The organism is Microbacterium testaceum (assembly GCF_001476285.1).
GTDB classification, from domain to species: domain Bacteria; phylum Actinomycetota; class Actinomycetes; order Actinomycetales; family Microbacteriaceae; genus Microbacterium; species Microbacterium testaceum_B.
Map to the genome: position 1 here is coordinate 1 of NZ_LDRU01000045.1, position 10,810 is coordinate 10,810.

Sequence of the window (10,810 nt, forward strand, 5' to 3'; positions counted from 1 at the left end):
GATGTCCTGAGACATGACACCGTTAAGCTCCCGCCGGTTACGGCGTGTCTTGGACAGTCGACGAGGGATGCGGCGTGGCCTCGACCGGGACGCACCCGAACGGGACGGATGCCGGGGGCCCGGCATCCCGAATCGTCAGGTCGCGAGCAGGCGGCGCAGGTGCGTCGCGACGGCCGCGGTCTCGATCAGGAAGCCGTCGTGGCCGAAGTCGCTCGCGAGGACCACCGCATCGTCGCCGTCGAGAGTGTTCGGGATGCCGCGGGCGATGCGGTGCTGCCCGTCGATGGGGAACAGGCGGTCGCTGTCGATGCCGAGCACGAGGGTCGTGGCGGTGACACGACGCAGGGCGTCTTCGACCCCGTCGCGGTCGCGCCCGACGTCGTGCGAGTTCATCGCCTCGACGAGGGTGAGGTAGCTGTTCGCGTCGAAACGCCTCGTGAACTTGTTGCCGTGGAAGTCGAGGTACGACTCGACCGCGAAACGGCCACCGCGCCCGAGCGGGCTCACTCCCGACTGCCACGACCGCTGGAAACGCTGGTTGAGCTCGGTGGGGCTGCGGTAGTTCAGCAGCGCCATGCGGCGGGCGAGGGCGAGTCCGCGGTGCGGGCCGTCGCCGTCGCCGGAGTCGTAGTACTCGCCGCCCGCGAAGCGCGGGTCCATCCGGATGGTGTCGAGCTGCACTGAGTTCAATGCGATCTGGTCGGCGGTGGTGATGGGCGGCGCCGACAGGATCGCGGCGCGCTCCACCCGGTCGGGCTGGCCGACCGCCCATTCGAGGGCGTGCATTCCGCCCATGGAGCCGCCGATCACCGCGGCCCAGCGGTCGATGCCGAGCGCGTCGGCCAACTGCGCCTGGGCGCGGACCTGGTCGCGGATGGTCAGGTAGGGGAAGCGCGAGGCCCACTCGTATCCGTCGGGCGCGATGCTCGCCGGTCCCGTCGAGCCCTGGCATCCGCCGAGCATGTTGGGCGCGACGACGAACCACCGATCGGTGTCGATCGCGGCTCCCGGGCCGACGAGATCACTCCACCAGCCCGCGGTCGGGTGGCCGGGGCCGGCCGCTCCGCGCACGTGGCTGTCTCCGGTCAGGGCGTGCAGCACGATCACGGCGTTGTCACGTGCGGGAGAAAGCTCACCCCACGACTCGTACGCGAGACGGAACGCCGGAAGGGACTCGCCGTTCTCGGTCGCGAACGCTCCGAAAGCGGCGAAACGGCGCTCACCCACCGGGTCGCCGTCGCGCCAGGCGCCCGTCGCGGGTGGCCGGCCGAGCAGGGAGCGGGCGTCGGCCTCCGTGATCGGTGCCGAGGGCACCGTGTCTTCGGAGATCTGCCAGTCCATGGCATCCATTCTCCCCGGTCCGGCGAGGCCGCACCCGACTGTTACGTCGACGTCGGAGTGAGGCGCGCGGGAGGGTGCCCCCGAGTGGCTCGCCGAGAACGAGAAGCTGCGCGCGGCGCTCAGCACCGACTGAGCGCCGTGTCCAGCCCCCGCCCCGCGCGAGTCGGGGTGGGGATGATCGCCGCATGGCGACCTTCCTCCTCATCGCGGCGTCGAGTGACATCGGCCGTGCGACCACGACACGACTACGCGACACGGGCCACCGCGTCCTGACCACGGCCCGGGACTCCTCGGTCATCGAGCCCGATTTCGTCCTGGATGCCACCGACTTCGACGCCGTCGACCGGGTGGTGCGCGAGGCGGGCGAGCTGGACGGCATCGCGGTGTTCGCGGGATCGATGCTGCTCAAGCCCGCGCACCTGACCTCGCGCGAACAGTACGACGGGCTGATCGCCGCGTCCCTGACGACTGCTTTCGCCGCCGTCCGAGCGGCCGGGGCCCACATGCGCGACGGCGGGGCGGTCGTGCTGGTCTCGTCGGCGGCGGCGCTCGCGGGGCTTCCGAACCACGACGGCATCGCCGCGGCGAAAGCGGGCGTCATCGGTCTGACCCTGTCGGCGGCGGCGAGTTACGCGGCGCACGGGCTGCGGGTGAACGCGGTCGCCCCCGGTCTCGTCCAGACGCGCTTGACCGAGAAGCTCACCTCGAGCGATCTGTCGCGAAAGGTGTCGGAGGCCATGCACCCCCTCGGCCGCCTCGGCGAGCCCGACGACGTCGCCCGGGCGGTGGAGTTCCTGCTGTCGCCCGAGAACGCCTGGATGACCGGCCAGGTGCTCGGCGTCGACGGGGGTCTCGGGAGCCTCCGGCCGCGGCAGAAGGTGTGACGGAGGGAGGGTCGGGGACGGAGGGAGGAGGATCTCGCGGCGCGGGTCCTCCCGGCATCCCTCGCCCTCCGCTCGTCACCGGAACGCCCCGGCACCGGCACGGGGTGGCGCACACGAGAACGCCCCGACCCGGCCGAAGCCGGATCGGGGCGTGTCTGCGCGAGGGTCAGGCGCGAGCGGCCTCCGACAGGCGGCGCGCGGCGGCGAGAGCCTGGTCGAGGTCGGCCTTGAGGTCGTCGATGTTCTCGAGACCCACCGACAGGCGCACGAGACCGGGGGTCACCCCCGCGGTCAGCTGCTGCTCGGGGGTGAGCTGCGAGTGCGTGGTCGACGCGGGGTGGATGACGAGCGAGCGCACGTCGCCGATGTTCGCGAGGTGGCTGAAGAGGTTCAGCGAGTTCACGAACTCGCGACCCGCCTCGACGCCGCCCTTGAGTTCGAACGACAGCACGGCGCCGACGCCCTTGGGGGCGTAGTTGTTCGCGGCGGCGTACCAGGGCGAGGTGGGAAGCCCCGAGTAGTTGACGCTCGCGACATCGTCGTGGCTCTCGAGCCACTCCGCGATCTCCTGCGCGTTCTGGACGTGACGCTCGATGCGCAGCGACAGGGTCTCGATGCCCTGGATGAGCTGCCACGCGCTCTGCGGCGAGATCGAGGCACCGAGGTCGCGCAGCAGCTGCACGCGCGCCTTGATGATGTAGGCCAGGCCGTCGCCGACCGCCTGCGTGTAGACCGCTCCGTGGTACGAGGGGTCGGGCGTGGTCAGGCCCGGGAAGCGCTCGGAGTGCTCCGACCACGGGAAGCGGCCGCCGTCGACGATGACGCCGCCGATCGTGGTGCCGTGTCCGCCGAGGAACTTCGTCGCCGAGTGCACGATGATGTCGGCGCCGTGCTCGAACGGACGGATGAGGTAGGGCGTGGCGATCGTGTTGTCGACGATGAGCGGAACGCCGGCCTCGTGCGCGACGTCGGCCACCGTGCGGATGTCGAGCACGTTGATCTTCGGGTTGCCGATCGTCTCGGCGAAGAACAGCTTCGTGTTCGGGCGGACCGCGGCACGCCACTCTTCGGCGTCGTCCTGGTTCTCGACGAAGGTCGTCTCGATGCCGAGCTTGGCGAGGGTGTACTTGAAGAGGTTGTACGTGCCGCCGTAGATCGAGCTCGACGACACGATGTGGTCGCCGGCCTGCGCGATGTTGAGCACGGCGAACGTCTCGGCTGCCTGGCCGCTGGCGACGAGGAGGGCGCCGGTGCCGCCCTCGAGGCCCGCGACGCGCTGCTCGACGACGTCTTGCGTGGGGTTCTGGATGCGCGTGTAGATGTTGCCGAACTCGGCCAGCGCGAACAGGTTCGCCGCGTGGTCGGCGTTGTCGAACACGTACGACGTGGTCTGGTAGATCGGGGTGGCGCGGGCCTTCGTCACCGGGTCGGGCTGGGCGCCCGTGTGGATCTGCTTGGTCTCGAAACGCCAGTTCTCGGGTGCCGACATGGCTGCTCCTCTGGTCTGGGGGCCGAGGCGGTCGCCGTGGCCTCCTGCGAGCGTACGGACCCCCTCCGACACCGACAACCGCCGGGGTCACGGGCCGTAATACCACCGTCATGCGTGGTCGCGCCCGGGACCGCTGGACGTCGGAGGGGACGAGTAGCGTGGATGCCATGACGCGACGCGCAGTGGTGACCGGGGCCAGTTCGGGTATCGGAGAGGCGACCGCACGCCTCCTGCGCGCGCGGGGGTGGGACGTCGTGGGCGTCGCCCGCCGCGCCGACCGGCTCGCGGCTCTCGAAGCGGAGACGGGGGTCGTCGCTCGCGCGGCCGACCTGACCGACGCCGACGACGTCGCGGCCTTGAGCGCCTGGCTCGACGAGACCGGCGGGGTCGACGCCCTCGTGCACGTCGCGGGCGGAGCGCGCGGCAGCGACCGGGTCGAAGACGGCGACCCGGACGACTGGCGCTGGATGTTCGAGGCCAACGTGCTCTCGTCGCAGCGGCTCGTGGCATCCCTCCTGCCGTCGCTGCGCCGAGCCGCCGACGCCGCCGGGCACGCCGACCTGCTCTTCGTCACCTCGACCGCCGCCCAGACCGCGTACCCCGGTGGCGGTGGGTACAACGCCGCGAAGGCCGGCGAATCCATGCTCGTGCACGCGCTCCGGCAGGAGCTGAACGGCGAGCCGCTCCGCGTCATCGAGATCGCGCCGGGCATGGTCCGCACCGAGGAGTTCACGCTCAACCGGCTGGGCGGCGACAGGGATGCCGCCGACAAGCTCTACGAGGGCGTCGAGGCGCCGCTCGTGGCCGACGACGTCGCCGACGTGATCGCGTACGCCCTCGACGCGCCGGGTCACGTGAACCTCGACCTCGTGACCGTGCGGCCGGTGGCGCAGTCGGCGCAGCACCTCCTCGCGCGCGGACCATTGCGTACTCGGTGACGCGGAGCCCGCTGTCATGACCGAGCCGACGACGCTCGACGTCGAGGCGCTGCGCGCGCGCCCGAGCCGCGCGGAGGTTCGGCGGTTCTGGGCTCGGTTCCGTCGGGAGTACCCGCGCGTCAGCGACCCCGACAGGAGGGGACGGCGGGGTGTCTTCACCTTCCTCCTGATCGTGTCGGGCATCGGGGCGCTGGGGTCGTGGGCCACCATCACGGCGGAGATGCGCCGCGGCGGGTCCGACGACGTCCGGTCGATGGCCCTGTTCGCGTTCATGTTCCTGGGGGTTCTCGTCTTCAGCGTGTGGGGCGTCGTCCGCACGGGCAAAGGGCGTACGCGCCCCCGCGAACACTGGGCTCTCGCGCACTTCGCGGACGACAACGGCCTCGTCTACACCCCGGGTCCGCGCTCGGGCACGATGCGCGCGTGGTGGAGCATCACGGGCCACACCGTCTCGCGGGCGATGACGCGCGAGAACGCGGACGGACGGACCGTCGAGTGGGCCGACTACGAGATCCGCAACGCCACGCGCCGGTTCACCTACCCGCCCGTGGGCGGGTGGATCAGGATCGGTCTCCGGCGCCCGCTGCCGCACATCATCGTGCGCGCGGCGCGGCGCGGCACCCGCGCGTTCGCGGTGGCGGCCGTCCCCGACTCGGCACAGAGGCTCTCGCTCGAGGGAGACTTCGACGAGCACTTCGACCTGTACTGCCCCGAGGGCTACGAGGCCGACGCGCTCTACCTGTTCACACCCGATGTCATGGCCCAGGCGATCGACGACGCGGGCGGATGGGACATCGAGATCGTCGACGATCTGCTCCTTCTCGTGCACCCGCGCGACGTCGTGACGACCGACCCCGAGCGGTGGATCGAGGTCATGCGGACCGCGGACGCCTTCGCCGCGAAGCTCGAGCAGTGGGAGCGCTGGCGCGAGGGTCAGCTCCGAGACGACCCCGCGGTGACGGGGCTTCGGCGCGACACCGAGGAGGTGGCGCCGGCCGGTCGCCGTCTGCGGACGTCGTGGGGCCTCGCGGCCTGGGTGTCGTTCGGCGTCGTCGTGGCGTCGATCGTCGGGTTCTTCCTCTTCGGGCGCCCCTGACGGCGAGGATCAGCTCACGTCGCCCCGTGCCGCGCGCGCATCCACCTCAGCCTCGGGGCGGTCGGCGAACGCGACGCGAGGGACGAAGAGCAGCAGGACCGCGGCCGCGAACCCGCCCGCGGCGCAGATCGACCACACGGTCAGGTAGCCCGCGAGGGGAGCGGCCGTCGCCGCCACCGCCGAGCCCGCCCCGGCCGCCAGGACCACCCCGAACACCGCGGACGACATCGTGCCGCCCACGGTCTTCGTCGTGTTCGTGAGAGCGGATGCCACGCCCGTCTGCCCGCGCGGTGCGGCGGCGGCGGCGGCCGCGGGCATCGCCGCGACGAGGGCTCCCGAACCGAGCCCGGCGATCGCGAGGCACATCAGCACCTGCCACAGCTCGGCGTGCAGGGGGAGGAGCAACGCGTATCCCGCGCCGACGAGGACCGCCGCGCCGATGAGCACCGCGCGCGGACTCGCGCGGCGCGAGGTCACGGCGAACAGCACCGCCCCCACGATGAGCGAGACGAGGTAGACGCCGATCACGTTCGAGCGGTCCGTGGCATCCAATCCCAGTCCGTATCCGAGGGAGCGGTCGGTTCCGGCGTACGTGGCGAGGGGGCCCTGCGCGCCGAGCAGGCTGATGCCGACGAGGAAGGCGGTCGTCTGCACCGGCCACATCTCGGGGCGGCGGAGGACGCGGATGTCGACCGCCGGATCGGGCTGACGCAGCTCGAACCACACGAAGATCGCGCCGAGGGCGACACCCGCGACCAAGAGCGCGGCGATGGCGACGGGCCCGGGCCCCTCCGGCAGCCGGACGAACGAGAGGGCGCCCGTGACGCACAGGAGTGCCCCGGCGAGGATCGCGAAACCGCCGACATCGAGTCGCCGCGGGTCGGCGGAGCGCTCCGACTCGGGAACCCCGAGCCAGATCACGAGACAGACGAGGGTCACCACCACCGCGGGGACGGCGAGGGCGAGCCGGAGGTCTCCGCCCGTCGCGGCGAACAGGCGACCGGCGGCGAGAGCACCGAGGATCGCGCCCGCTTGCAGGCCCACGACGAGCAGGCCCGCGGCGCTGCGGGTGCGCGAGACGCCCCGCTGGAGGCGTCGGCCGCGGTCGAAGATGAGGGCGATCTCCAGCGGCAGCCAGACGACGTAGAACCCCTGCAGCGCCCACGCGAGCAGGAACGAGGTGAACGAGTCGGCGAAGACGAGCCACCAACTGGCCGCGGCCGTCGCGAGCGCGGAGGCGAGCAGGATGCGCTTGTGCCCGAACATGTCGCCGAGCTTCGCGAGGATCGGCAGGACGAGCGCGGAGAGCAGCAGTTGAGCCGCCTCGAACCAGTTGACGTCGGCATCGCGGATGCCGAGGTGCACGACGATGTCCGGCAGCAGCGGCACGTAGTACCCCTGCAGGATGCCGCTGGCGAGTTCCACCACGACGAACCAGCCGATGAGACCCGCGGTCACCCCGAGCGCGGACCCGCGCACCCGACCGACCGCGCCGGAGACGCGCGACATGGCGCGACGATAGCACCGCGGGGGCGTGGCATCCGGGAATCGCTCGCGCGGCCGCGCGGCGCGAGAGCGGCGGCCCGCGCCCTAGGGTGAAAGCAGTTGATGAGAGGAGTCCGGTGTGACGGACGAGCGTGAGCGGTTGAGCTGGGACGATTTCGGCGCGGCGACCCGCGACATCTCGCGAGCGATCGTGGCGGATGGCTTCGAGCCCGAGGTCGTCGTCGCGATCGCACGCGGCGGACTGCTCCCCGGTGGCGCGATCGCCTACGGCCTGGGAGCCAAGAACTGCGGGGCGTTGAACGTCGAGTTCTACACCGGGGTCGGGACCGTGCTCGACGACCCCGAGGTCCTCCCGCCCGCCCTCGACCTGTCGTACCTGAGCGGGCGCCGCGTGCTCCTCGTCGACGATGTCGCCGACAGCGGCCGCACCCTCGACCTTGCGGTGAAGCTCCTCGCCCGGCACGGCGCCGAGACGCGGTCGGCCGTGATCTACACGAAGCCGTCCACGATCATCACGCCCGACTACTCGTGGAAAGACACCGACCTGTGGATCGATTTCCCCTGGTCGTTCCAAGGATCGGTGCGCGAAGAAGACGCGGCGTGACGGCGAAGTCCCTCGCCGAGCTCGCGGATGCCGGGCTGATCGACGCGTCGTGGGTCGAGCCGCTTGCTCCGGTCGCGGCCGATATCGCCGCGGTGGGCGAGCGACTGCGCAGCGAGGGCAAGCCGTACCTGCCGGCGGGGGAGCTCGTGCTGCGGGCCTTCCGCACGCCGATCGACGCGGTGCGCGTGCTGATCGTCGGCCAGGATCCGTACCCGACGCCGGGGCACCCGATCGGCCTGTCGTTCGCGGTCGACCCGCACGTCCGGCCGCTGCCTCGCAGCCTCGCGAACATCTACCGAGAGCTGTCCGACGACCTCGGCATCCCTCCCGCCCCGCACGGCGACCTGTCCGCGTGGGCGGCGCAGGGCGTCATGCTCCTGAACAGGGTGCTGACCGTGGCGCCCGGAGCCCCGGCTTCCCACCGCGGCTGGGGGTGGGAGCGCGTCACCGAGCACGCGATCCGCTGCCTCGTCGCGCGCGACGCCCCACTGGTCGCGTTGCTGTGGGGGCGGGATGCCGTGAACCTCACGCCGCTCCTCGGTGACACCGCGATCGTTTCGTCACCGCACCCGTCACCCCTGTCGGCGAGCCGCGGATTCTTCGGGTCGAAGCCCTTCTCACGCGTCAATACGCTGCTCGAGCAGCAGGGCGCCGAGCCCGTGGACTGGCGCCTTCCGGCCTGAGGACGTCCTCGCGCGGCCGGACGCGGCCGAGGTCATGCGCTCGAAACGCCGGTCTGCGTAGAGTGGCGTGCGTGCTGGAAGAAGAGTACGAGAAGAGCCGTCGGCGGCTGCCCGCGCACCTGCGTCGCGCCCCCGAGCCGGAACGCCCCTTCTCGTACGAGATCCGCCCCGCGACGGAAGCGGACATCCCCGACATCCGCGAGATCTACAACTACTACGTGCGCAACTCGGTGGTCACCTTCGACGAGAAGGCGTGGTCGATCGCCAAATGGCGCGACAAGTTCGCGACGCTGAAGCGGCTCGGACTTCCGTTCCTCGTGGCGGAGTCGCCGAGCGGCCAACTGCTCGGGTACGCGCTCGTGCAGCCGTGGCAGTCGAAGTCGGCCTACCGGTACACGGTCGAGAACTCGATCTATCTGGGCCAGGCGGCCGCGGGCAAGGGGCTCGGCCGCGCGCTGCTCGAGGCGCTGATCGCGGCATGCCAGGATCTCGGCATCCGCGAGATGGTCGCCGCGATCAGCGACAAGGGCGCCGACGCCTCGATCGCCCTGCACGAGAAGCTCGGCTTCACAGAGGTGGGCCGTATGGGGCGCGTCGGCTTCAAGTTCGGCCGGTGGCTCGGCGTGGTCTACCTGCAGAAGAGCATCCCGTCGAAGAAGAAGCGGCGGAAGCTGTTCGGCTGAGCCGTGCGCTCCGGCGAACGGCGCGGGCGGGCGAAACTCCTGAGTTTCCGTTCTCGGATGCCGTGTGTCGCGCTCGCGCGCGGATCGGCGTTCGGTTCGTCAGGAGTTTCGCCCGCTCGGCCGATCCTGACCCGTGGCCCGGCGCACTTCGTCGATCAGCGAGCGCCACGGACCCTCGACCTGCTGGTCGCTCAGGCGCGCCTGGTGCACGGCGGTGTCTCCGCGCTGCACCTCGATGCGCCACTGGTAGCGGTCGGCTCCGGTGGGGACGATCGGCGGCGCATCCCAGGGGCAGCTCTCGACGAGCTCCCTCCAGTGCGGGGCCCGCTCGGGGTCGGGTTCCGCCCGCCACTGCTTCGACAGGCCGGCGATGCCCCCCGAGCGCACCACGACGATGGCGAACTGCTCGTCGGTGTCAGGCTGCGGCATCCTCCTCGACGCCGACGCCGGCCCAGGCGGCGCGGACGGCGGCGACCTCCTCCGACTTCTCACCGTACTCGGTCGCCGCCGCGGCCAGGGTGGCGCGGGCGAACGCGGCGAAGTCGGCCGTGGGTGACAGCGTGCCGGCCGTCAGGGTGCGGTACCAGATGAGCCCGGCACGCTCCCACGCGAAGCCGCCGAGTTCGGTCGCCGCCAGGTAGAAGGCGCGGTTCGGGATGCCGGAGTTGATGTGCACACCGCCGTTGTCGTCGTCGGTCTCGACGTAGTCGCGCATGTGGCCCGGCTGCGGATCCTTGCCGAGCACGTCGTCGTCGTACGCGGTACCGGGCGCGCTCATCGAGCGCAGGGCCTCGCCCTGGACGGCCTCGGCGAAGATCCCTGCCCCGATCAGCCACGACGCCTCATCGGCCCGTTCGCTCCGGTGATGCTGCTCGGCAAGCGCCCCGAACACATCCGACAGCGACTCGTTCAGCGCGCCCGACTGCCCCTGGTACTCGAGGCCCCCGGCGGCCTCGGTCACCCCGTGCCCGAGCTCGTGGGCGATCACGCTGAGCGACCGCGTGAACCCCACGAACACCTCGCCGTCGCCGTCGCCGAACACCATGCGCTCGCCGTTCCAGAACGCGTTGTCGTAGTCGTCGCCGAAGTGGACGGTCGCGAGCAGCGAGCCACCGGCGGCGTCGATGCCATCGCGCGCGAAGGCGTCCCAGAAGAAGTCGTACGTGGCCCCGAGGCCGTCGTACGCCTCGTCGACGGCGCTGTCGCCGGAGGGCGGCTCGTCTTCGCTGCGCACCCGGCGCCCGGGCAGATTCTCGGTGTTCCTGGCGTCGGAGATCACCCGGTCGGGCGCCGGCACGGCCTCGGCGACGAGCGCATCGCCGTCGATCGACAGGCGCAGCCGTCGACGGGTGGCACGCTGCGGCCGCGGCATCGCGAGCGTCTTCCGCGCGGCGGCGGCCGCTCGCGCGAGACGGGGGTCGTCGGTCGAGGCGAGCCGATCGAGAAGGAACGGGGGAACGATTCCGGGGGTCATGCGCCGAGGCTAGCGCCGACCCCCGACATCGCGGCATCCCTTGTCCACAGGTGCGCGGAGAGTCCGCGGGCGCCGGGGCGCGGCATCCGTCACGAGAACGCGATGAAACGGC

General features: G+C 71.5%; 11 protein-coding genes. 6 read left to right on the forward strand and 5 right to left on the reverse strand.

The genetic code is table 11. From position 1 onward, the window contains the following. Positions 1 to 135: 135 nt before the first annotated feature. Positions 136 to 1,341, reverse strand: a complete 1,206-nt coding sequence (gene metX / locus NS283_RS09095; RefSeq protein ID WP_058596547.1) for a homoserine O-acetyltransferase MetX — start codon at positions 1,339 to 1,341, stop codon at positions 136 to 138. A gap of 185 nt (positions 1,342 to 1,526) precedes the next feature. On the opposite strand from metX, the gene NS283_RS09100 reads away from it, so the two are divergent. After that, entirely contained in the window at positions 1,527 to 2,225 is a 699-nt protein-coding gene (locus NS283_RS09100) for an SDR family NAD(P)-dependent oxidoreductase (protein ID WP_058596548.1), read from the forward strand. A gap of 166 nt (positions 2,226 to 2,391) precedes the next feature. On the opposite strand, the gene NS283_RS09105 is transcribed toward NS283_RS09100, so the two are convergent. Then, positions 2,392 to 3,714, reverse strand: a complete 1,323-nt coding sequence (locus NS283_RS09105) for a bifunctional o-acetylhomoserine/o-acetylserine sulfhydrylase (RefSeq protein ID WP_058596549.1) — start codon at positions 3,712 to 3,714, stop codon at positions 2,392 to 2,394. Positions 3,715 to 3,881: 167 nt separating this feature from the next. Here NS283_RS09105 and NS283_RS09110 point away from each other — a divergent pair, with 167 nt between their 5' ends. Next, positions 3,882 to 4,652 carry an SDR family oxidoreductase gene (locus NS283_RS09110; RefSeq protein WP_193751298.1) on the forward strand — a complete coding sequence of 257 codons (771 nt, stop codon included), beginning with the start codon at positions 3,882 to 3,884 and terminating at the stop codon, positions 4,650 to 4,652. A 16-nt stretch (positions 4,653 to 4,668) separates the two neighbouring features. Further along, the gene (locus NS283_RS09115; RefSeq protein WP_058596550.1) at positions 4,669 to 5,748 is read left to right on the forward strand and encodes a hypothetical protein; all 1,080 of its coding nucleotides are present in this window, start codon (positions 4,669 to 4,671) and stop codon (positions 5,746 to 5,748) included. 9 nt (positions 5,749 to 5,757) lie between these two features. Here the strand turns inward: NS283_RS09115 and NS283_RS09120 are convergent, their stop codons facing one another. Then, positions 5,758 to 7,257, reverse strand: a complete 1,500-nt coding sequence (locus NS283_RS09120; RefSeq protein ID WP_058596551.1) for an MFS transporter — start codon at positions 7,255 to 7,257, stop codon at positions 5,758 to 5,760. A gap of 115 nt (positions 7,258 to 7,372) precedes the next feature. On the opposite strand from NS283_RS09120, the gene NS283_RS09125 reads away from it, so the two are divergent. The 3 genes from NS283_RS09125 (at position 7,373) to NS283_RS09135 (ending at position 9,224) form a co-directional block, all read left to right on the forward strand. Further along, a complete protein-coding gene (locus NS283_RS09125) occupies positions 7,373 to 7,858 on the forward strand; it encodes a phosphoribosyltransferase (RefSeq protein WP_058596552.1) in 486 nt (161 codons plus the stop codon). Next, positions 7,855 to 8,541: a uracil-DNA glycosylase gene (locus NS283_RS09130; RefSeq protein WP_058596553.1), complete on the forward strand. Its 687-nt coding sequence runs from the start codon at positions 7,855 to 7,857 to the stop codon at positions 8,539 to 8,541. Before NS283_RS09125 ends, NS283_RS09130 begins: the two co-directional genes overlap by 4 nt. Before the next feature lie 71 nt (positions 8,542 to 8,612). Then, positions 8,613 to 9,224 carry a GNAT family N-acetyltransferase gene (locus tag NS283_RS09135; protein WP_058596554.1) on the forward strand — a complete coding sequence of 204 codons (612 nt, stop codon included), beginning with the start codon at positions 8,613 to 8,615 and terminating at the stop codon, positions 9,222 to 9,224. Positions 9,225 to 9,323: 99 nt separating this feature from the next. Here the strand turns inward: NS283_RS09135 and NS283_RS09140 are convergent, their stop codons facing one another. Both NS283_RS09140 and NS283_RS09145 read right to left on the reverse strand, forming a co-directional pair. Next, the gene (locus NS283_RS09140) at positions 9,324 to 9,653 is read right to left on the reverse strand and encodes a protealysin inhibitor emfourin (RefSeq protein WP_058596555.1); all 330 of its coding nucleotides are present in this window, start codon (positions 9,651 to 9,653) and stop codon (positions 9,324 to 9,326) included. Beyond that, positions 9,640 to 10,698 (reverse strand): M4 family metallopeptidase, encoded by a 1,059-nt coding sequence (locus NS283_RS09145; protein WP_058596556.1) that lies wholly within the window; start codon positions 10,696 to 10,698, stop codon positions 9,640 to 9,642. The genes NS283_RS09140 and NS283_RS09145 overlap by 14 nt, the downstream gene beginning before the upstream one ends. Positions 10,699 to 10,810: the final 112 nt, after the last annotated feature.